This is a genomic window from Bacteroides faecalis (assembly GCF_003865075.1).
GTDB lineage: Bacteria > Bacteroidota > Bacteroidia > Bacteroidales > Bacteroidaceae > Bacteroides > Bacteroides faecalis.
The window spans coordinates 350883-373770 of record NZ_BHWB01000004.1 but is presented as its reverse complement, the minus strand read 5'-3'; the positions used below and the strand labels follow the sequence as shown (position 1 = coordinate 373770).

General features: G+C 47.0%; 18 protein-coding genes and 1 pseudogene. 15 read left to right on the top strand and 4 right to left on the bottom strand.

The genetic code is table 11. The features are described from left to right. Nucleotides 1-430: 430 nt before the first annotated feature. The 7 genes and pseudogenes from tet(Q) (at nucleotide 431) to EJF25_RS09560 (ending at nucleotide 12237) form a co-directional block, all read left to right on the top strand. A complete protein-coding gene (tet(Q), locus tag EJF25_RS09590; protein WP_004291466.1) occupies nucleotides 431-2356 on the top strand; it encodes a tetracycline resistance ribosomal protection protein Tet(Q) in 1926 nt (641 codons plus the stop codon). Then, nucleotides 2356-4674 (top strand): hybrid sensor histidine kinase/response regulator, encoded by a 2319-nt coding sequence (locus tag EJF25_RS09585; RefSeq protein ID WP_094582190.1) that lies wholly within the window; start codon nucleotides 2356-2358, stop codon nucleotides 4672-4674. The genes tet(Q) and EJF25_RS09585 overlap by 1 nt, the downstream gene beginning before the upstream one ends. Beyond that, nucleotides 4667-5989 carry a sigma-54-dependent transcriptional regulator gene (locus EJF25_RS09580; RefSeq protein WP_004291471.1) on the top strand — a complete coding sequence of 441 codons (1323 nt, stop codon included), beginning with the start codon at nucleotides 4667-4669 and terminating at the stop codon, nucleotides 5987-5989. The genes EJF25_RS09585 and EJF25_RS09580 overlap by 8 nt, the downstream gene beginning before the upstream one ends. A gap of 279 nt (nucleotides 5990-6268) precedes the next feature. After that, nucleotides 6269-6691 (top strand): dihydrofolate reductase family protein, encoded by a 423-nt coding sequence (locus EJF25_RS09575; RefSeq protein ID WP_004291474.1) that lies wholly within the window; start codon nucleotides 6269-6271, stop codon nucleotides 6689-6691. Between the two features lie 238 nt (nucleotides 6692-6929). Further along, the gene (locus EJF25_RS09570; RefSeq protein WP_004304269.1) at nucleotides 6930-7535 is read left to right on the top strand and encodes an RteC domain-containing protein; all 606 of its coding nucleotides are present in this window, start codon (nucleotides 6930-6932) and stop codon (nucleotides 7533-7535) included. Nucleotides 7536-7836: 301 nt separating this feature from the next. Beyond that, on the top strand, nucleotides 7837-8967 hold the full coding sequence (locus EJF25_RS09565) for an ATP-binding protein (protein ID WP_004291480.1): 1131 nt from the start codon (nucleotides 7837-7839) through the stop codon (nucleotides 8965-8967). A 16-nt stretch (nucleotides 8968-8983) separates the two neighbouring features. Then, nucleotides 8984-12237, top strand: a pseudogene (locus EJF25_RS09560) (P-loop NTPase fold protein). 131 nt (nucleotides 12238-12368) lie between these two features. Here the strand turns inward: EJF25_RS09560 and mobC are convergent. The 4 genes from mobC to EJF25_RS25600 all read right to left on the bottom strand — a co-directional run bounded on the left by mobC (nucleotide 12369) and on the right by EJF25_RS25600 (nucleotide 16618). Continuing rightward, the gene (mobC, locus tag EJF25_RS09555; protein WP_004291482.1) at nucleotides 12369-14387 is read right to left on the bottom strand and encodes a conjugal transfer protein MobC; all 2019 of its coding nucleotides are present in this window, start codon (nucleotides 14385-14387) and stop codon (nucleotides 12369-12371) included. Nucleotides 14388-14417: 30 nt separating this feature from the next. After that, entirely contained in the window at nucleotides 14418-15665 is a 1248-nt protein-coding gene (mobB, locus tag EJF25_RS09550; protein ID WP_004291483.1) for a conjugal transfer protein MobB, read from the bottom strand. Beyond that, nucleotides 15644-16072, bottom strand: coding sequence for a conjugal transfer protein MobA (gene mobA / locus EJF25_RS09545; RefSeq protein ID WP_004291488.1), 429 nt, complete (start codon nucleotides 16070-16072; stop codon nucleotides 15644-15646). The genes mobB and mobA overlap by 22 nt, the downstream gene beginning before the upstream one ends. A gap of 381 nt (nucleotides 16073-16453) precedes the next feature. Next, nucleotides 16454-16618, bottom strand: a complete 165-nt coding sequence (locus EJF25_RS25600; RefSeq protein WP_196029218.1) for a hypothetical protein — start codon at nucleotides 16616-16618, stop codon at nucleotides 16454-16456. Here EJF25_RS25600 and EJF25_RS09530 point away from each other — a divergent pair. The 8 genes from EJF25_RS09530 (at nucleotide 16617) to EJF25_RS09495 (ending at nucleotide 22871) form a co-directional block, all read left to right on the top strand. Then, nucleotides 16617-17543 carry a ParA family protein gene (locus EJF25_RS09530; protein ID WP_005783105.1) on the top strand — a complete coding sequence of 309 codons (927 nt, stop codon included), beginning with the start codon at nucleotides 16617-16619 and terminating at the stop codon, nucleotides 17541-17543. The two genes, EJF25_RS25600 and EJF25_RS09530, sit on opposite strands and share 2 nt — an antisense overlap. A 2-nt stretch (nucleotides 17544-17545) precedes the next feature. Next, nucleotides 17546-17986: a DUF3408 domain-containing protein gene (locus EJF25_RS09525; protein WP_004291503.1), complete on the top strand. Its 441-nt coding sequence runs from the start codon at nucleotides 17546-17548 to the stop codon at nucleotides 17984-17986. A 2-nt stretch (nucleotides 17987-17988) separates the two neighbouring features. Next, nucleotides 17989-18342 carry a DUF3408 domain-containing protein gene (locus EJF25_RS09520; protein WP_004291505.1) on the top strand — a complete coding sequence of 118 codons (354 nt, stop codon included), beginning with the start codon at nucleotides 17989-17991 and terminating at the stop codon, nucleotides 18340-18342. Between the two features lie 16 nt (nucleotides 18343-18358). Further along, nucleotides 18359-19087 carry a hypothetical protein gene (locus EJF25_RS09515; protein ID WP_004304280.1) on the top strand — a complete coding sequence of 243 codons (729 nt, stop codon included), beginning with the start codon at nucleotides 18359-18361 and terminating at the stop codon, nucleotides 19085-19087. A gap of 201 nt (nucleotides 19088-19288) precedes the next feature. Then, nucleotides 19289-19606, top strand: coding sequence for a DUF4134 domain-containing protein (locus tag EJF25_RS09510; RefSeq protein WP_002560983.1), 318 nt, complete (start codon nucleotides 19289-19291; stop codon nucleotides 19604-19606). Between the two features lie 10 nt (nucleotides 19607-19616). Next, nucleotides 19617-19949, top strand: a complete 333-nt coding sequence (locus EJF25_RS09505; RefSeq protein WP_004291514.1) for a DUF4133 domain-containing protein — start codon at nucleotides 19617-19619, stop codon at nucleotides 19947-19949. After that, nucleotides 19946-22450, top strand: a complete 2505-nt coding sequence (locus tag EJF25_RS09500) for a TraG family conjugative transposon ATPase (protein WP_004291515.1) — start codon at nucleotides 19946-19948, stop codon at nucleotides 22448-22450. Before EJF25_RS09505 ends, EJF25_RS09500 begins: the two co-directional genes overlap by 4 nt. A 40-nt stretch (nucleotides 22451-22490) precedes the next feature. Then, nucleotides 22491-22871, top strand: coding sequence for a DUF3876 domain-containing protein (locus EJF25_RS09495; protein WP_004291516.1), 381 nt, complete (start codon nucleotides 22491-22493; stop codon nucleotides 22869-22871). Nucleotides 22872-22888 lie beyond the last annotated feature (17 nt).

Sequence of the window (22888 nt, the reverse complement as noted above, 5' to 3'; positions counted from 1 at the left end):
TATTTGACCCTCAAAGAGGCTGAATTTGATAAGTAACTTGCTACATACTCATAATAAGGAGCTAAATAGAACACGAATGGGAAATACACAAATGCTAAACTAAAGAAGATATTGGCCAAAATAAACGCTATACCGAGAGAGAAACTTGATTTTTCAACTTCCTAAAACGGTGTTGTTCAAACATTTCTACTTATTTGTACTTGCCAGTTGAACCTACGCTTCCCTAATAAAATGTCTATGGTAAAAAGTTAAAAAATCCTCCCACTTTTGTTAGATATATTTTTTGTGTAATTTTGTAATCGTTATGCGGCAGTAATAATATACATATTAATACGAGTTAGTAATCCTGTAGTTCTCATATGCTACGAGGAGGTATTAAAAGGTGCGTTTCGACAATGCATCTACTGTAGTATATTATTGCTTAATCCAAATGAATATTATAAATTTAGGAATTCTTGCTCACATTGATGCAGGAAAAACTTCCGTAACCGAGAATCTGCTGTTTGCCAGTGGAGCAACGGAAAAGTGCGGCCGTGTGGATAATGGTGACACCATAACGGACTCTATGGATATAGAGAAACGTAGAGGAATTACTGTCCGGGCTTCTACGACATCTATTATCTGGAATGGAGTGAAATGCAATATCATTGACACTCCGGGACACATGGATTTTATTGCGGAAGTGGAGCGGACATTCAAAATGCTTGATGGAGCAGTCCTCATCTTATCCGCAAAGGAAGGCATACAAGCGCAGACAAAGTTGCTGTTCAGTACTTTACAAAAGCTGCAAATCCCGACAATTATATTTATCAATAAGATTGACCGTGCCGGTGTGAATTTGGAGCGTTTGTATATGGATATAAAAACAAATCTGTCGCAAGATGTCCTGTTTATGCAAACTGTTGTCGATGGATCGGTTTATCCGGTTTGCTCCCAAACATATATAAAGGAAGAATACAAAGAATTTGTATGCAACCATGACGACGATATATTAGAACGATATTTGGCGGATAGCGAAATTTCACCGGCTGATTATTGGAATACGATAATCGCTCTTGTGGCAAAAGCCAAAGTCTATCCGGTGCTACATGGATCAGCAATGTTCAATATCGGTATCAATGAGTTGTTGGACGCCATTTCTTCTTTTATACTTCCTCCGGCATCAGTCTCAAACAGACTTTCAGCTTATCTCTATAAGATAGAGCATGACCCCAAAGGGCATAAAAGAAGTTTTCTTAAAATAATTGACGGAAGTCTGAGACTTCGAGACGTTGTAAGAATCAACGATTCGGAAAAATTCATCAAGATTAAAAATCTAAAGACTATTTATCAGGGCAGAGAGATAAATGTTGATGAAGTGGGTGCCAATGATATCGCGATTGTAGAAGATATAGAAGATTTTCGAATCGGAGATTATTTAGGTGCTAAACCTTGTTTGATTCAAGGATTATCTCATCAGCATCCCGCTCTCAAATCCTCCGTCCGGCCAAATAAGCCCGAAGAGAGAAGCAAGGTGATATCCGCTCTGAATACATTGTGGATTGAAGACCCGTCTTTGTCCTTTTCCATAAACTCATATAGTGATGAATTGGAAATCTCGTTATATGGTTTGACCCAAAAGGAAATCATACAGACATTGCTGGAAGAACGATTTTCCGTAAAGGTCCATTTTGATGAGATCAAGACTATCTACAAAGAACGACCTATAAAAAAGGTCAATAAGATTATTCAGATCGAAGTACCACCCAACCCTTACTGGGCCACAATAGGGCTGACTCTTGAACCCTTACCGTTAGGGGCAGGGTTGCAAATCGAAAGTGACATCTCCTATGGTTATCTGAACCATTCTTTTCAAAATGCCGTTTTTGAAGGGATTCGTATGTCTTGCCAATCTGGTTTACATGGATGGGAAGTGACAGATCTGAAAGTAACTTTTACTCAAGCCGAGTATTATAGCCCGGTAAGTACACCTGCTGATTTCAGACAGCTGACCCCTTATGTCTTCAGGCTGGCTTTGCAACAGTCAGGTGTGGACATTCTCGAACCGATGCTCTGTTTTGAGTTGCAGATACCCCAAGTAGCGAGTTCCAAAGCTATTACAGATTTGCAAAAACTGATGTCTGAGATTGAAGACATCAGTTGTAATAATGAGTGGTGTCATATTAAAGGGAAAGTTCCATTAAATACAAGTAAAGACTATGCCTCAGAAGTAAGTTCGTACACTAAGGGCTTAGGCATTTTTATGGTTAAGCCATGTGGGTATCAAATAACAAAAGACGGTTATTCTGATAATATCCGCATGAACGAAAAAGATAAACTTTTATTCATGTTCCAAAAATCAATGTCATTAAAATAATGGAGCGGTCAGGAAATTTCTATAAGGCAATACGGTTGGGATATATACTTATCTCCATTCTTATCGGATGTATGGCATATAATAGCCTCTATGAATGGCAGGAGATAGAAGCATTAGAACTTGGCAATAAAAAAATAGACGAGCTCCGAAAAGAAATAAACAATATCAATATTCAAATGATAAAATTTTCTCTATTGGGTGAAACAATACTGGAATGGAACGATAAAGATATCGAGCATTACCATGCACGGCGTATGGCAATGGACAGTATGCTCTGCCGTTTCAAGGCCACCTATCCAGCAGAGCGCATCGATAGTGTGCGCAGTCTTTTAGAGGATAAGGAACGACAGATGTTCCAGATAGTCCGGTTAATGGATGAACAACAATCTATTAACAAGAAGATAGCCAATCAAATTCCGGTTATTGTACAGAAAAGTGTGCAGGAACAGTCCAAAAAGCCAAAACGAAAAGGTTTCTTAGGCATATTCGGCAAAAAAAAGGAAGTAACTCCAGCAGTATCAACCACTATCCTTCATTCGGTCAATAGAAACGTAATCAGCGAACAGAAAGTGCAGGATCGCCAATTGTCGGAAGAAGCCGACAGCCTTGCAGCTCGTAATGCAGAACTTAACAGACAACTGCAAGAATTGATTTGCCAAATAGAAGAAAAGGTACAAACCGAACTGCAAAGCCGGGAAAACGAAATAGTTGCCATGCGTGAAAAGTCATTTATGCAAGTAGGCGGTTTAATGGGATTCGTTCTTCTATTGTTGTTAATTTCCTACATCATCATACATCGTGATGCAAAAAGCATTAAACAATACAAGCACAAGACAACTGATTTGATAAGGCAACTGGAACAATCCGTACAACGGAACGAGGCACTGATAACGTCAAGGAAGAAGGCGGTACATACTATCACCCATGAACTGCGCACACCGCTGACAGCAATAACAGGCTATGCCGGACTGATACGGAAAGAACAGTGTGAGGATAAGTCCGGGCAGTATATCCAAAACATACTGCAATCCTCCGACCGTATGCGGGATATGCTTAACACTTTGCTTGACTTCTTCCGCCTGGACAACGGCAAGGAACAGCCCCGTCTGTCACCCTGCCGGATTTCAGCAATCACGCACACACTTGAAACGGAGTTCATGCCTGTTGCCGTGAACAAAGGGCTGTCCTTGTCCGTGAAGACTGGACACGATGCCATTGTATTGACCGACAAAGAGCGAATAATACAAATCGGGAATAACCTGCTGTCAAACGCTGTCAAGTTCACAGAAGAAGGCGGTGTTTCTTTGATTACTGAATATGATAATGGAGTTCTGACACTGGTCGTTGAAGATACAGGTACAGGCATGACAGAAGAGGAACAGAAACAAGCGTTCGGTGCGTTTGAACGTCTATCAAATGCCGCCGCAAAGGAGGGTTTCGGGCTTGGGCTTGCCATAATGCGTAATATTGTGTCGATGCTTGGCGGAACAATCCGTTTAGACAGCAAGAAAGGGAAAGGCAGTCGTTTCACAGTTGAAATTTCTATGCAGGAAGCTGAAGAACAGCTTGGATATACAAGCAATACACCTGTTTATCATAACAATAAATTCCATGATGTTGTCGCCATTGACAATGATGAGGTATTACTTCTGATGCTGAAAGAGATGTATTCCCAAGAAGGAATACACTGCGACACTTGCACCGATGCTGCGGCACTGATGGAAATGATACGCCAGAAAGAATACAGCCTGTTGCTGACAGACTTGAATATGCCCGATATAAACGGTTTCGAATTGCTGGAACTGTTGCGTTCGTCCAACGTGGGCAATTCACCAACAATCCCGGTGGTTGTGGCAACCGCTTCGGGCAGTTGTAACAAAGGGGAACTATTGGCAAAAGGCTTTGCCGGATGCCTGTTCAAACCGTTCTCCATATCGGAACTGATGGAGGTTTCCGACAGGTGTGCCATAAAAGCGACACCGGACGGGAAACCGGACTTTTCCGCCTTATTGTCCTATGGCAATGAAGCCGTCATGCTGGAAAAGTTGATAACTGAAACAGAAAAGGAAATGCAGGCGGTACGGGATGCAGCAAAAGAAAAAGACCTGCAAAAGCTGGATTCCCTGATCCACCACCTGCGCAGTTCGTGGGAGGTGCTCCGTGCCGACCAACCGCTGAATGTACTTTACGGATTGCTTCGTGGCGATGCTCTCCCGGATGGTGAAGCGTTAAGCCATGCCGTGACTGCCGTGCTGGATAAGGGAGTGGAAATAATACGGTTGGCAGAAGAGGAAAGGAGAAAATACGAAGATGAATAAGACAAAAATAATTGTGGTGGAAGACAACATCGTGTATTGCGAATATGTCTGCAATATGCTGTCACGGGAGGGCTACCGCAATATGAAGGCTTACCACCTCTCAACCGCGAAGAAACATCTGCAACAGGCAACAGATAATGATATCGTGGTTGCCGACCTGCGTCTGCCTGACGGCAGTGGCATAGACCTTTTGTGCTGGATGCGAAAGGAGGGAAAGATGCAGCCCTTCATCATTATGACCGACTACGCCGAAGTTAATACCGCCGTGGAAAGCATGAAACTCGGCTCGATAGACTATATTCCCAAACAGCTTGTGGAGGATAAACTTGTCCCCCTGATCCGTTCCATACTGAAAGAACGTCAGGCAGGACAACGCCGTATGCCTATATTCGCCCGTGAAGGTTCCGCCTTTCAGAAAATCATGCACCGCATAAGGCTGGTAGCCGCCACCGATATGAGCGTGATGATATTTGGTGAGAACGGCACGGGCAAGGAGCATATTGCCCACCTGTTGCATGACAAGAGCAAACGTGCAGGCAAGCCATTTGTGGCGGTGGACTGCGGTTCACTCTCCAAAGAGCTTGCACCGTCGGCTTTCTTCGGACACGTCAAAGGTGCATTTACAGGTGCGGACAATGCCAAGAAAGGATATTTCCATGAGGCGGAAGGCGGCACGTTGTTTCTGGACGAGGTAGGAAACCTCGCGTTGGAAACCCAACAGATGTTGCTCCGTGCCATACAGGAGAGGCGGTATCGCCCGGTCGGAGACAAGGCAGACCGGAATTTCAATGTCCGCATCATCGCTGCTACCAATGAAGATTTGGAGGTATCGGTGAATGAAAAGCGTTTTCGGCAGGATCTTCTGTACCGCCTGCACGACTTCGGGATAACCGTTCCTCCGTTGCGTGACTGTCAAGAAGACATTATGCCGCTGGCAGAGTTCTTCCGTGATATGGCAAACAGAGAGCTGGAGTGTAGCGTGAGCGGGTTCAGTTCCGAAGCACGTAAAGCGTTGCTGACACACGCATGGCCGGGCAACGTGCGGGAACTTCGGCAGAAAGTTATGGGTGCTGTATTGCAGGCGCAGGAAGGTGTTGTCATGAAAGAGCATCTGGAACTTGCCGTGACGAAACCGACCTCTACTGTCAGCTTCGCCTTGCGCAATGACGCGGAGGATAAGGAGCGGATATTGCGTGCGTTGAAACAGGCAAACGGCAACCGGAGTGTCGCCGCAGAACTGCTCGGCATAGGCAGGACAACACTATACAGCAAACTTGAAGAGTATGGACTTAAATATAAATTCAAGCAATCATAGCCCGTAATTCACTGAATTTGGCTATCTTTGCATAACATTTGAGAAAAACGGCGATTGGCAGGAGCTTTTCGCCGCCAACATATAGGATAAGACCGCAAGGCGTTTCAAGCGAAAATCTGGTAAATTGGAACTACGGAGACGATTGCGTGATGCTTATGCTATGCTTACGCATAGCGTGCATTCACGTACTCTCCGTAAAGGCTTTACCAGAGCCATCGCTTGAAGGTAGTGTGAATTGCACGCTACTTTTTTACCCTTGCCTAACGAAAGGAAACGATTATGGGTAAAGTTCAGATTCTCGCCGTACTGACGATGGACGGATGTCTTTCTTCAGAGTTATATGATAAAGCACATCAGGATTTGTGCCTTGACCGTTGCGGTCTTGATGAAATCAGGAAGAAAGCCTTTTACCGTGTGACACCGGACTATTCCATTTCAATGCTGCACGAATGGAGAAAAGACTGCACAAACATCCGTTACCTCGCGGAAGCCACACCGGACACGGCAGACTATATAAACGGACTGCTGCGGATGCACGCTGTGGATGAAATCATACTATACACCGTTCCTTTCATATCCGGAAGCGGACGACATTTTTTTAAGTCGGCTCTGCCAGAGCAACACTGGACGCTTTCCTCTTTGAAAAGCTATCCCAACGGTGTATGTCGCATTATCTATATCCTTGATAAAAAAGCAAGATAGCCAAAATGTGCGGCAAGCATACATTTCTATTTTCAGGAATAGAATAAATGTTCCGATTACAAACAATTTAAGTCGGAGATAATTTGTCCTTGTGAAAAAATACTGAATTTTATACCTCTGAAATCCAGCACTTTGTAAAATTGAGTGTTGGATTTTTTATTTTCTGCCGCGTTTTTTGCCAATTATATTCATGTGCGCACGCAGAAAACAAAGTGTAATTTTCAAAATTGACAGAACCATGAATTATTTCTTGCTGGCGGAAACCGACTTTTTCCGCCTGATAAACGAAGCCGGCGACTGCAATATGGAAACGGCATACACGGCTTTCGCCACCCAAGTGATCGAACTGTGCAACGGCGGCATGGACATGAACCTTACCGTCATCGCGCTTGCCTACATCGAAATCGAGTTGCAGCACCATCCCGTACGTAATCTGTCAGAAGAAAAAAGAGAGATTGCCGCCTACGTCAGCAAGGCTCTGTCTTTCGTAAGAAAGATGCAGAAATTCCTTGCCACGCCCCAAGTGCCACCACTAATATCCGCCAACAACGCAACAGAAACCACCGCCAGCCTTCTTCAATGGACGGGCAATGCCATCGACCTCGTGGAACTTATCTACGGCATAGACGTGATGGGCTGCATCAACAACGGCAATATGCCGCTCAAACAGCTCGCCCCACTTCTCTATAAGATATTCGGGGTTGATTCTAAAGACTGCTACCGCTTCTACACTGATATCAAACGCCGGAAGAACGAAAGCCGCACCTATTTCATTGACAGGATGCAGGAAAAACTGAACGAGAGAATGTTGCGTGATGAGGAGTTGGAGCGGATGAGAAAATAAAAAAATATCCATTACATATGAGAAGACAGGAATACTCGTATCCTGTCTTTTTATTTTCATTTAATTATATATTAATTAGCACAATATATGTGAGTTTTTCATTCCTATAAGGACAAATTTCAGAAACGTATGTCTGGTAAATTATTGAGTCATCATAGTATGAACATATATCATTACTAAAAACAATGAAACAACTTCCATAAGATTGTGGTTGTAAAAATCGCCATTTAATAGCCCGTTTTTTTTGTAAAATTCGCCAATTAAAAAAATATGATTATCTTTGCATTATATTTTATAAGGTATGGAAACAGTAAATAGAATACTTCAAGAGAAGATTACAGCACGAATCGCGCCCAATAAAGCAGTACTGATTTTTGGTGCTCGCCGTGTTGGTAAAACGGTAATGATGCGTAAAATTGTGGACAACTATTCAGGTAGGACGATGATGCTCAACGGCGAAGACTACGACACATTAGCACTATTGGAGAATCGCTCAATAGCCAATTATCGGCATTTATTGGATGGTATTGATTTGCTGGCTATTGATGAGGCACAGAACATACCACAAATCGGTAGTATTCTGAAGTTGATAGTTGATGAAATACCGGGAATAAGTGTCTTGGCAAGTGGTTCTTCGTCATTCGATTTGCTGAATAAGACTGGTGAACCGTTGGTCGGCCGCAGTACGCAATTTCTCCTTACACCATTCTCGCAACGGGAAATCGCACAGACGGAAACGGCACTTGAAACCCGCCAGAACCTCGAAGCGCGCTTGATTTACGGTTCCTATCCCGAAGTAGTAATGATGGAGAACTATGAACGTAAAACAGACTACCTACGTGATATTGTCGGTGCATACCTGCTTAAAGATATCTTAGCAATTGACGGCTTAAAAAATTCGAGCAAGATGCGCGATCTACTGCGATTGATAGCTTTTCAGTTGGGCAGCGAAGTTTCTTACGAAGAGTTAGGTAAACAACTCGGCATGAGCAAGACGACCGTTGAAAAATACCTCGACCTATTGGAAAAGGTCTTCGTTATCTATCGTCTGGGGGCTTATTCGCGTAACCTACGCAAGGAGGTTACAAAAGCTGGCAAGTGGTACTTCTACGACAACGGCATTCGCAATGCCATTATCGGGGCTTTCTCACCGCTGGCCATTCGGCAGGATGTCGGTGCGCTGTGGGAGAACTACATCATCGGAGAGCGGCGCAAAGCGAACTTCAATGAGGGACTGCACAGGGAGTTCTATTTCTGGCGCACCTACGACAAACAGGAAATCGACCTGATTGAGGAGAGTGCCGACAGTCTTACCGCCTTGGAGTTCAAGTGGGGAAATAAAATGCCGGCCGCACCGAAAGCCTTCCAAGAAGCCTATCCCTATGCCGAGTTTCATGTGGTAAATCGGGAGAATTATTTGGAGTTCGTATAATCAATAAATTACGTATATGGAAACAAAACTACAATCCAAACAGCAATATCCGCGGTTTATCCAAAATAAACCGTGTGGTATTGACAAATTCGATGGAGGTTCGCAAGAAAGGTTGGCAAAAACTATTGCTCGCCATTTTTGTCAGAATGATTCATTGGATGAGGAATGTACTTTACCTCGAATTATCGGCATCGAAGGTATTTGGGGATCTGGAAAATCCAACGTGGTTAAAATGTTGGAACGTGAATTATCAGACGACTATTACTTTTTTGAGTATGACGCATGGGGACATCAAGAGGACTTGCAACGCCGCTCTATATTGGAATTGCTTACAAGCAAACTTATTGATGATGGTATCCTATCTGGAAATGCAACAATAAAAGTCAAAGGTGGAGGTACGAAAACCGTATCATGGTCTGAAAAGCTGAAATATTTATTAGCCCGTAAAACGGAGACCGTAACCGAAAAATATCCCCTTATCAGTAATGGTATGGTTGCGGCATTTTTGGTTGCAGTTTTAACTCCGATATTTACATTTATTGCGTATGCAGTAAAACCTACACCCACAACATGGTGGTTTTCTTTATTGTCTATTATCATAGCTGCACTGCCAGTTCTTATTGCATTGTGCGTTTGGAAATGGGCATATAGCAAAGATCATAAATATGGATGGAGTTATATGTTAGCTATTTATCAAGATAAAGTCGAAAAGGACGTTTGCTATGAGACTTTGAGCGAAGACGAACCAACGGTTTACGAGTTCAAAACATGGATGCAAGACATTTCTGATTTTATCAAGGAAAAAGGACAACGTAAATTAGTCCTTGTTTTTGACAACATGGATCGTCTCCCCGCTGAAAAAGTAAAAGAATTATGGTCTTCTATCCATACGTTCTTCGCCGATAGCGGTTTTGAAAATGTTTGGGCTGTTATTCCTTTCGATGAAACACATTTAGCTTGTGCATTCGGAGATGAGACCGACGAACAAACGAAACAACTGACCAAGTATTTTATCAATAAAACTTTCCCTATTGTTTATCGTGTTGCTCCTCCTGTTATTACCGACTATCGAAGTATATTCAACAAACTGTTTGTTGAAGCATTTGGAGAAACAGAAAATGAAGCGAAAGAAACTATAAATCGGATATTCAGATTGGTAAATCCTAATGCCAATGTTAGGGAAATTATATCATATATCAATGAGATGGTCGCTCTTAAACAAGAGTGGTGTAACGAAATTTTGATGATAAACATAGCATTGTTCTGTTTGAAGAAGACGGATATTCTGGCAAATCCAGTAGAACAAATATTGTCCGGCGACTATCTGAATGGCATTCAAACAATAATTAACAATGATCTGCAAACACAACGCGAAATTGCAGCTTTGGTATATGGTGTCGATGTTGAAGATGCTCGACAAATTCCATTGAAAAAATATATTGAAGGCTGCATCAACGGAGAAGAAGACCACGACATAAATCAATATGCAGAGACTAATAAACAATTTGACACTGTATTAGAAGAAGTTATACAATGTATGGACAATGCGCTTATCGATAAGATTATACATTGTTTGCATAAATTAACTCGAAAGAGCGATGTTATTCTGCGTGTATGGCAAAGAATAGCACAATTGAAATTAAAAGAATCCATAGAGAAGCAGGTGTTCCCTGTCGAATACCAAGAACTGCTGTTGCATTTAGACACGGAAAGCCAAAACCATGTGATTGCTCAATTATATAAGAAGATAGTTCGGTTCAATGACTTCAATGGCGGCGACTATTTCAAAACGTTAGATGCAATAGACAGGTTTATTGCGCAAAATAAGTTGGCGTGCGATTTTACGTCATTGATTGAAGCAAAAACAGTCAAGCCAAATACATTTATCGATTATATTCAAGCTGCAAATGCAACAGATGCTGCCTATCGGGATAACGCGACAACTAAAGCATATAAATATTATCAAGTAGCAACAAATTCGGAGGCGCTCGATAATTATTTGGCAAACTTACTACCCGATAATTTCGACCATGCAGATATTGTAAAACGTTAAAAGATAATTCTACCTATACGTTTCCAACGCTTTTGCAAGCGATCACGAATTGCATTGATGAACAGAATGTAAATAAAGATAATATAGGGGCTATATTTACAACCTATCGTTTATTGGCATCTGACGAAGAAAGACCTTTACCTGTAACGTTAGATTCAACCTACATAAATCAGTTGCATTCTGAATTAGAAACTGATGGCCGAAACATTAAAGAGTCTGGATATTACGATTTAGTCGCCATGCAATTGGCACATGGTCATTCCGTTTCCTTAATAGAGGGTGGAGATATAAAATATGTTGCAGAACTCATGGACTATTATGTGGATCATGGAGACTTATTAGTAAATAGTGTGGGATGGAATATACCGCTATTAAATGAAACACTACAATACATGGTAAATCATAAACTTGGCTATAAATTATTGCTCTCAGACATATTGCCCCAATTTGAAGATATTAAGAACAGAATAGGTGTAACGGATGAGGTATTTATCGAGCATTTAGCAGAGTGGAATACCGATTTGGATAAGTATATCACTAAGAACAATATTAAAGATGTAATTCCTGACGCATCTTTTTACGATTTGACCACTAAAATAAGCAATGTCCTGACCGATCATATCAATAAAATAGCGTTCGAAGCGTTGTCTGAAATAAGTGTTGATACATTATACGCCCAAAGAACAGCACATACATCATATTATTGGTTTGTCGCAATAAAACATTTACTGGCTAAAATCAAATCCTTGCCAGATAACTTGACTGAATTTGGCAAAAAGATTCTGATGGATATTGCTTCTGGAACTCAAAGTTTGAATCCTTTCCCTAATTGTTTCAAGAATATAGTTGAAAGATTGGATAAACGAAAAATTAAATCGACAGTTACCGATATAAGAAATGATTTCTGCATCGGTAAAAAGACTATCAATGCAATAAAGTTTCAATTTTTCGAAACATGGCTTAGATCGCATGGTAATTTGAAAAGTCAAGCTGGAGACGTTATTGATAAAATAGTGAAACCTGTAATTTCCGATGGGGCATGCCGTTCATTGATTCTGCAAAACAAAGATTTTTATATGGATTTAATAAATACAGCAGGGGATGATGCTTATGAATTGAAAAAGAGTCTCCGAAACCTCATACAAAAAGATTCAGATCCGCAATTGGTTAAATTTGTCAATTCGATAGATTCAGTACCTGAGGTTGAAACCGCGTAAGTATTTGTCTAACAAGTCCGAATTTTACGATTTTACCCGTCAGAACTGAAGTGCCCCCCAAAAAAATTGTATCCAACTTTTGGGGGTCACTTCAAACTTCGATAGGGATAATTTTCAATTTTGGGGACTTGTTAGACAGTCTCATTATCTGGTAGCAGTTTACACAGCACCGGATCGTTTTTGATACGCTCCAGTTCCTCCTGCACAATCTGCTTCACCTCTTCCTTGATGCGCCGGTAGTTCGCCTGCACCGTTTCCTTCATGCGGTCGTTGCCGTCCTCGTCCGTGAAGTTTGTAATGACGGGAATTTTCTTGTAGGCACTTTCTTCCCGTTTCACCTTTTCGGCATCCACCACAATCTCGCAATGAAAAATCTTCTGCTCGATACGCTCGTTGAAGTTGTCGGATACAGAACCGACAAACATTCCCTGCGTAAGCCCGGAAATCTTACTCGGTGGAATGAGCGCGTCCATCTGCGTGTTGATGGAGGTGGAAACATCCTGCCGGTTGATGGAGATGGACTGCCGTTTCTGCAACACCTTACCGAACCGCTCGGAGAGCGTCTTGGCTGTTTCCCCCACCACCTGACCGGAGAAAATATTGCCGACAGTGTTCATCACCACTTTCGCCTCTTTGTCCCCGTAGTCACGCACTAACTGGCTGAAATCCTGAAAGCCCAGACACACGGCAACCTTGTTGCTTCGGGCGGTAGCTATAAGATTGTCCAACCCTTTGAAGTATATTGTGGGCAACTCGTCGATGATGACCGATGACTTCAGCATCCCCTTCTTGTTGATGAGCTTCACGATACGGGAATTATACAGACCGAGTGCCGCACCGTAGATATTCTGACGGTCGGGATTGTTACCCACGCAGAGGATTTTCGGCTCTTCGGGATTGTTGATGTCCAGCGTAAACTCGCTGTCTGACATCACCCAGTAGAGCTGCGGTGAAATCATCCTCGAAAGCGGGATTTTTGCCGACGCTATCTGACCCATGAGCTGCTCCGCAGCCCCTCCAAGCCACGCATCCATGAACGGCGAAAGGTAGTTCTCCAGCTCCGGATAAGAGGTCAGTATCGGAAATATATCCTCGTAACGGCGGTTCAGAAACTCGATAGCATGGGGAAACGTGCAAAACTTCCCGTTCTGATAGATTTTGAGATACCAGATAATACTGGCAAACAGAATGATAGGTGACTCCACGAAGAAGTCGCCCTGCTTTTGCACCCACGTTTTATTGAGGTTGAGCATTATTGTGTAGGCACTCTCATAGGCATCCGTAATATCTTCCATAAAATCCGGGTGAATGGGATTGCACCGATGAGAGCGTCGCGGGTCGTCGAAGTTGATCACATAGAACTTCGGCTTTACCTTGTAGCCGTCCGGGTGGTTCAGCAAATGGTTGTAGGCAATAGTAGATAGGTCGGGATACTTGAAATCGTAGATGTATTGACTAAAGCCCTTTTCAATCTGTTGCTTGATAAAATTGTTTACCACGGCATAGGACTTGCCGCTGCCCGGCGTACCCAACACGATGGACGCACGGAAGGGATTAACTACATTGATCCAACCGTTGTTCCAGCGTTTCCTGTAATAGAAACGTGTCGGCAGATTGACCGAATACTCGCTTTCGATAAGCCTCGTTTCCTGCATGAAACTCTCGTTCTCGTTGTTGAAAACATCCTCCATCAAATTGTGTTTCAACAGGCGGCTCATCCACAGACCACCCATCAACAGGCAGACATAGCCCGTTCCAATGGTAAGGACATACAGTCCCGTCACCGCTTCAAGCGGCAGCGGCAGGGGCAGCAACCACCAGTTCAGGAAAAACAGCACGAACCCGACGGCAAATGCTGTCCAGATTCTCCCCCAAGTGATTTTCTCACCCTTGACACCCTTCGTACCCAGACAGGACAAGGCAAGCAAAAGGACGGAAAACAGCTTCGTGTAGAGAATGGAATGGAACAGCCCCGCCGTGCGGTCGAAGTTCAGAAGGATTTTGTCCACCACGCCGATGTTCACGCCCCACAGCCGGATGGCTTCGTAGCAGAACCAGTACACGTTCATGACCACTAAAATGATACTCACGGCACGCAGAAAATCCATGATTTTCGCCAATGCCCTCAAATCGTCTTCTTGTTGTGACATACATTGATTTTTTAATTGTTGATACTCTGATTACATACCCAAGCCCTTGCGTTTTTTCTTCTTTTTGCGCTTCATCGCCCGGATGAAAGCCTCTTCCTCGGCATCTACCGCCGGACCTTCGGGAGTGAGCAAGCCCATACCGCCCGATATATCTTCACTGTCGTAGGCGGTCTGCCCGTGTGCCTTGTCCGCAGCATCCACAGGGATGGATAGCGGTATCGGCGGTTGTCCGGCGTATGGCAGGGTGAAGTGTTCCTGCAAGGCATTCGCCGAAAGCTCCTTACCCATGCGCGAACCGTTCAGCACGCATCCCGTGCGGTGGTCGATGAAGGTAGCCCCATAGATGCGCCCTTCCTCTGTGTAGCGCAGTACGGTGTCGATGCCCTTCTCTTTGAGTTGGGATACAAATTTGTCCTTGTCATAAGTGCCTTGCAGCACGGAAAGGACGGTGCGTTTCGTCATGTCTGCCAGTTTCCTATCCTTGATTTCCGATTTGGAACGGACAAACTTCTTCTGTACGGCTTCATAGCCTGCGGACTTCCCGAAAAGCGAGGATTTGAACGGGTTGCCCACCTTGTTACCCTTGTCGTCCGTGACGGAATAGACCAGCCCGTGATACTCCCGTCCGCGCACGTTGCCCCTCGCTTCCTCCACCGTCATATTATATAAGGAAAGGAGCGCACGGTATTCGCCCATCGTCTGGAAACGGTACTGCCCATTCAGAGCCTTCACGGTGTTGCCTACCTGCTTCTTCACATCACCTGCCGATGCGGCCACCTTGCGCAACGGATTATCCAATCTCTGATTTTTACGTTCTGCCGGATGCAATCCGTACTTCTGTTCCAGTTCCCTGCGGATACGGTCGCTGCGGCGGTAGAGAAAATCCCGGTTGAGCCTTTTCCCGTTCTCGTCCACGTTGACCGTCACGATGTGCAGGTGGTGGCGGTCGATGTCCTCGTGCTTGAATACAAGATAAGGCTGGTTTCCGAAACCGAGTTTTTCCAGATACTCGCGGGCGATATTCTGCAACTCAATATCGGTCAGCACATCCTCCGGGTGCGGGTTGAGAGAGATATGCACCACCGGCTTCTCGATCTTCATCTGCGGTGGCAGGAAGGTGAGAAAACCCTCCATCGCCTTGCCTATGTCCACCGTTCCCGAACCGTCATTGTAGATGCGGTTGGTGGTGAGAAGCCGCCCCTGCGCCTCGTTAATCTTCTCCCCGTTGTAGGCAATCGCGCCGTACAACGAACTTCCTACACTGATTTTTGCGACCATTTTGCCTCCATTTCCCTTGAAAGTTCCACAATCCGGCGGCTCAGTTTCACGAGTTCGACGGTGTGTTGCTCTAATTTGTAGAGCAACGCCATCGCCTTTTTCTCTGAAAAATGCAGCCTCAGTTCCTTCACGACTTGGTTGTAATTCGTACCCACGGCACGGAATTGTGCATGAAAATCCGACAGTTTGGTGTAATAGTCCACCAACGTCTTGTCCACCTTCAGCACCTTGAACGGTTGCCCGAAGAAGTGCGCTTTGAGGAAAACAGACCGTGCATAGACACCCGATTTTCCGAACATGGCGAGGAAACGGTTGTGTTCCTCCTCGTTGAAACGGACGGTGTACCGGTACACCGCCGGATCAAGTTTGGGATTTCTCCCTGATTTGCTTTTCCTTTTCTCTTTCATATTACTTTGGATTTAGCGGATTGACGGCATAAGCCGCCGCTTCGGATTACAGCACCGCAGTTCTGAAAGGCTTCCCGACTTCGGAGGGAAAGCCCGCCCCCTGCAAGGGCAAGTGCTTTTCGTGGCTGCTCAAAATATTTTGAGCGGCTGAAAAGACATCTTGCTATGTTCAGGTGAACATAAAAATCCGTCAGGGGACGGATTGGGAAAATACCTTTCAGGACTCCGGGCCGCGCGTCATCGGCGAACCCTGCTGTCCGGGTGCAAAGTTACGCCCTTAAAGCGGTATCGGACAGATGCTTGACCCGGTCAATGACTGCCAACCGGCGCAACGTGCCGCCACTTGCCGGAGAAGTGATACAGGTTCCAAAATATACTTGTTTATTTGCAGCATGATTCAAGAAACGAACGATTTGAAGATATGATAAACGGAACATTCAAATACCCGGAAATCCGCTTCTTCGGATACTTGCCGAAACGGATACCCGAACCGTCGGAAACCCGGTTCTCCGACAATTCGGTGACGTATGGATTCAATGACTTCATGACGCAATGTCGTCAATCACCATTTGTCCGACGCACCGCTTCACCACAGAACCGGATACGCGACGACCCGCCTGCGTGTGTAGTCACGGAAGCGGATGGTGCGACAGCCAAATCCGTATGGAAACAGAAAAACAAATCATCAACAATTAAAATAAATGGAACTATGAGTAAGGAAATCTTCGTTGCATTCGCAACACAGAAAGGTGGCATCGGCAAATCCACTGTCACGGCACTTGCCGCCAGCTACCTGCACAACGTGAAAGGCTACAATGTCGCCGTCGTGGACTGCGACGACCCGCAGCACAGCATCCACGGGCTGCGCGAACACGAAATGGGGCTTATCGACAGCAGCACCTACTTCAAGGCTCTCGCTTGCGACCATTTCCGCCGGATCAAAAAGAACGCCTACACCATCGTCAAAAGCAATGCGGTGAACGCCCTCGACGATGCCGAGAGGATGATTGCCACTGAGGACGTGAAACCCGACGTGGTGTTCTTCGACATGCCCGGCACACTCCGAAGCAACGGCGTGATAAAGACGCTCTCGCAGATGGACTACATTTTCACTCCGCTGAGTGCCGACCGCTTTGTCGTGGAGAGTACCCTGAAATTCGTCACGATGTTCCGCGACAGGCTGATGACTACCGGACAGGCGAAAACAAAGGGGCTGCATCTGTTCTGGACGATGGTGGACGGCAGGGAGAGGAACGACTTGTACGGCATCTACGAGGAAGTGATAGCCGAAATGGGCTTTCCGGTACTTTCCACCCGCTTGCCCGACAGCAAGAAGTTCCGCCGTGACCTTTCGGAAGAGCGCAAGAGCGTTTTCCGCTCCACCATCTTCCCGATGGACACGGCACTGCTGAAAGGGAGTGGCATCCGGGAGTTTTCCGAAGAGATAAGCGACATCATCAGACCGCAGTGAGCATGGGCAGCAGGAAAGTGAACACGGAAGGCATCGACGAGGAACTGCTGTTAGCCTCCATCGGGCGGCGCACACAGGACGGGACACTGCGCCCCGCACAGGAAGTACCCGCAGCTGCACCGACCGAAGAGGACACCGCCGCACCGGAACCATCTCCTGTGCAACCCGTAACACGGGAAAAAGCGCAGAGGGAAAGTGGACGCCGGAAAAGGCAGGACGAGGACTACAACGAGCTATTCCTGCGCCGCAACGAGATAAAGACCCGCCAATGTGTCTATATCAGCCGTGACGTCCACGGCAAGATCCTCAGAATCGTGAACGACATCGCCGGAGGGGAAATCTCAGTAGGCGGATATGTGGATACCGTGCTGCGCCAGCATCTGGAACAGCACAAGGAGAGAATCAACGAACTGTACAAGAAACAACGTGAAGATCTGATTTGAAAATGGAAAAAGAAATGACACCGAATGAAAAAAGACCACAGCAAGACTGCGGAGGTATGTTTACCCAAGTGCAGGCGAGTGTGGAAATACTGTCGCCTGTCCCGGTAAGCGGCAAATGCAGTGAGAAGGACTATGAACGCCTGTTCATCCGCGACCCGGAAGTAAAGGCACGTGAGGGGAAGATGGCGTATGTGCGCCCGGAGTACCACGAGCGTATCATGCGTATCACCCGTGTAATCGGGCATGACCGGCTTACGCTGTCCGCTTACATCGACCATGTGCTGACGCACCACTTCAACCAGTGCGAAGATGCGATAAAGAGCCTTTATGCCCGAAATTACAATTCAGTATTCTAACCAAAAACGGAAGGATATGAATTACACAATCAGCATGACAGACATTCTGCTGGCGGTATCGGTCGGCTGCAACCTCTGGTTCCTGTTCCTGCTCCTTTACGAGCGCATCATGGACACGCGGATTGTCCGCTTCTTCAAGGGCATTGTCGGATTATGGCGGTCACTGGACGGGAATGAGGCTAAACGCATAGCGGCACACGAGGAAGTCCCTGCGGAAAAGGCGGACATCATCGGCAAGAGCCGTTTCAGGATGGCATCCACCCGGACAACCGCTGCCATACCGACGCAAGAAGCCGCCACTATTGAAAAAGGCATTGAGCTGTCGGAGGAAGAGGCTACTTTTGACGACGGAAAAACGGGAAACGCATCCCGCCCGGCACAAGTCCCGGAGGAAAAACTCGATGAGACCTTCACGAGCATACCGCCGGAGGAACTGGGATACGGGGACGACGAACCGGAAGAGGACGCCTCGGACACGCCACGGGCTTCGGGCAGCAGCTTTGACGAGATTGACGACGCCTGCAAGACCGCCAAAAACCCGGACGCGACACAGGCGGAACGTGAAAAGGCGGCTAAGGTGTTCACCGACATGGAGGGCACGGAGTTGTACGAGAAAATGATGGAAGGCTCTTCGGAGATAGGCATCCGCATCAAGGGGCTTATCGAGATTCGGCTGAAGAAATCTGAAAAGGAGTTCGTCGTGCCGGACAACATCGAGGAGTTCGACATTCGCAACTATGTATGACAACAATAAAAGAAATGAACATGAAAGAATGACATCAACCCACGCGGCGAGGAAACGCAAGGCGCATCCCCATCCGCAACGGACACGCCCACGTCCGTGGAAACAAACGGGCATCCACTAAAACCAAAGTAAAGAAACAAAGTATCAACCGCCCGACAAAGGACCATCCACCCTTTTGACGGCAAAAAACAAGAACAGTTTATGAACAAGAACATCTTGAAAAACAGAAAAGCAATCCTCTCCGCGGCACTTGTCATCGCCGCAACCGCCTCCGCTTTCGCGCAGGGAAACGGCATCGCGGGCATCAACGAAGCCACCTCTATGGTGAGTTCTTATTTCGACCCCGGAACTAAACTGATATACGCCATCGGTGCAGTCGTCGGGCTTATCGGGGGCGTAAAAGTGTACGGCAAGTTTTCATCGGGCGACCCCGACACCAGCAAGACAGCCGCCTCGTGGTTCGGCGCGTGCATCTTCCTGATTGTTGCCGCCACCATCCTGCGCTCATTCTTCCTTTAATAAATAATGTATGGCTGAATACCCAATCAACAAGGGTATCGGCCGTCCGGTAGAGTTCAAGGGCTTGAAGGCACAGTACCTCTTCATCTTCTGCGGAGGTCTGCTGGCTCTCTTCGTCCTGTTCGTCATCCTCTACATGGTCGGTATCGACCAGTGGATATGTATCGGCTTCGGCGCGGCATCGTCCTCCCTCCTTGTATGGCAGACCTTCGCGCTGAACGCCCGGTACGGTGAACACGGGCTGATGAAATTAGGAGCGGCACGGAGCCATCCCCGATACCTTATCAACCGGCGGCGGATAACCCGTCTGTTCAAACGACAACGAAAGGAAGAAAGACAATGAGGAATACATCGAAAATGACAACACTGGAAAACAGGTTCCCACTTTTAGCGGTGGAGCATGGCTGCATCATCTCAAAGGACGCCGACATCACGGTGGCTTTCGAGGTGGAACTACCGGAACTTTACACCGTGACGGGTGCGGAGTACGAGGCGATACACAGTTGCTGGTGCAAGGCTATCAAGGTGCTGCCGGACTACTCCGTCGTCCACAAACAGGACTGGTTCATCAAGGAACGCTACAAACCGGAGCTTCAGAAGGACGACATGAGCTTTTTAAGCCGCTCTTTCGAGCGTCACTTCAACGAGCGTCCGTACCTGAAACACACCTGCTACCTCTACCTGACCAAGACAACAAAGGAGCGTAACCGGATGCAGAGCAATTTCAGCACGCTGTGCCGGGGACATATCATCCCGAAGGAGCTGGACAGGGAAACCACGACCAAGTTCTTGGAAGCCTGCGAACAGTTCGAGCGCATCATGAACGACAGCGGGCTTGTCAGGCTGCGCCGCCTCTCCACCGATGAGATTGTGGGTACTGAGGGAAAGACGGGACTTATTGAACGCTACTTCTCGCTCATGCCGGAAGGTGACACCACCTTGCAGGACATCGAGCTTTCGGCAAGGGAGATGCGCATCGGCGACAACCGCCTGTGTCTGCACACCCTCTCCGACGCGGAAGACCTGCCGGGCAAGGTGGCTACCGACACCCGTTACGAGAAGCTCTCCACCGACCGGAGTGACTGCCGACTGTCATTCGCCTCCCCGGTGGGGCTTCTGCTCTCCTGCAACCATATCTACAACCAGTATGTGCTGATAGACAACAGTGAGGAAACCTTGCAGAAGTTCGAGAAGTCCGCCCGTAACATGCAGTCGCTATCTCGCTATTCAAGGAGCAACAGCATCAACCGCGAGTGGATAGACCAATACCTGAACGAAGCCCATTCCTACGGACTGACCTCGGTACGGGCACACTTCAACGTCATGGCGTGGAGCGACGATGCGGAGGAACTGAAGCATATCAAGAACGACGTGGGCAGCCAGTTGGCAAGCATGGAATGCGTGCCGCGCCACAACACCATCGACTGCCCGACACTCTACTGGGCGGCGATACCCGGCAATGCGGCGGACTTCCCGGCGGAAGAGAGTTTCCACACCTTCATCGAACAGGCGGTGTGCCTGTTCACAGAGGAAACCAACTACCGCAGCTCGCTCTCGCCCTTCGGCATCAAGATGGTGGACAGGCTCACGGGAAAACCGCTGCACCTTGACATCTCCGACCTGCCCATGAAGCGAGGTATCACGACCAACCGCAACAAGTTCGTGCTGGGTCCTTCGGGCAGCGGCAAGTCTTTCTTCATGAACCACCTCGTGCGCCAATATTATGAGCAAGGCGCACATGTGGTATTGGTGGACACGGGAAACTCCTATCAGGGCTTGTGCGGCATGATCCGACGCAAGACAGGCGGAGCGGACGGTGTGTATTTCACCTACACGGAAGATAAGCCCATCAGCTTCAACCCGTTCTACACCGACGATTACATCTTCGACGTGGAGAAGAAGGACAGCATCAAGACCCTGTTGCTGACGCTCTGGAAGTCGGAGGACGACAAGGTGACAAAGACGGAGAGCGGCGAGCTGGGCAGTGCCGTGAGTGCCTATATTGAGCGCATCCAATCCGACCGTAGCATCGTGCCGTCGTTCAACACCTTCTACGAGTATATGCGTGACGACTACCGCAAGGAACTGGCACAGCGTGACATCAAGGTGGAGAAGTCCGACTTCAACATCGACAACATGCTCACCACCATGCGGCAGTATTACCGGGGCGGGCGTTACGATTTCCTGCTCAACTCCACGGAGAACATCGACCTGCTCGGCAAGCGGTTCATCGTCTTCGAGATAGATTCGATTAAAGAAAACCGCGAACTGTTCCCCGTCGTGACCATCATCATCATGGAAGCCTTCATCAACAAGATGCGGCGGCTGAAAGGCGTGCGGAAACAGCTTATCGTGGAAGAGGCTTGGAAGGCCCTCTCATCGGCGAACATGGCTGAATATCTGCGCTATATGTATAAGACGGTCAGAAAATATTACGGCGAGGCAATCGTGGTGACGCAGGAGGTGGACGACATTATCAGTTCTCCGGTGGTCAAAGAGAGCATTATCAACAACTCGGATTGTAAAATCCTGCTTGACCAAAGGAAATATATGAACAAGTTCGACCAGATACAGGCGTTGCTCGGACTGACGGAAAAGGAGAAGTCGCAGATACTCTCCATCAACATGGCGAACAACCCTTCACGGCTCTACAAGGAGGTGTGGATAGGCTTGGGCGGCACGCAGTCGGCGGTCTATGCCACGGAGGTCAGCGCGGAAGAGTATCTGGCGTACACCACCGAGGAAACGGAAAAAGTGGAGGTTTACCGTCTGGCGGAGAAGCTGGGCGACGACATCGAAGCCGCCATCCGGCAGCTTGCCGAAAGGCGGAGAAACAAGGAATAACTAAAAAACAGAATGTATCAACCAAAAAAGAAAAACGCGTATGAATTTACCAAAAGTGAAAATGCTGCAAGTCAGCAAGTGCCTTATCGGATTGGCGGTCATGATGCTGCAATCCTGCGACGTGGCCGACAACCGCCGCGACATGCTGTGCGGGAACTGGGAGAGCGTGGAGGGAAAACCTGACGTGCTTATCTACAAGGAGGGCGAAGCCTACAAAGTGACGGTGTTCCGTCGTAGCGGTCTGCGCCGCAAGCTCAAGCCGGAAACCTATCTCTTGCAGGAGGAGAACGGCAACCTGTTCATGAACACCGGCTTCCGCATCGACGTGTCCTACAACGAGGCCACGGATGTGCTGACTTTCTCGCCAAACGGGGACTATGTGCGGGTGAAGCCGCAGCCGGGACATCCGACCGAAGAATAACAACCACTAAAATCCAA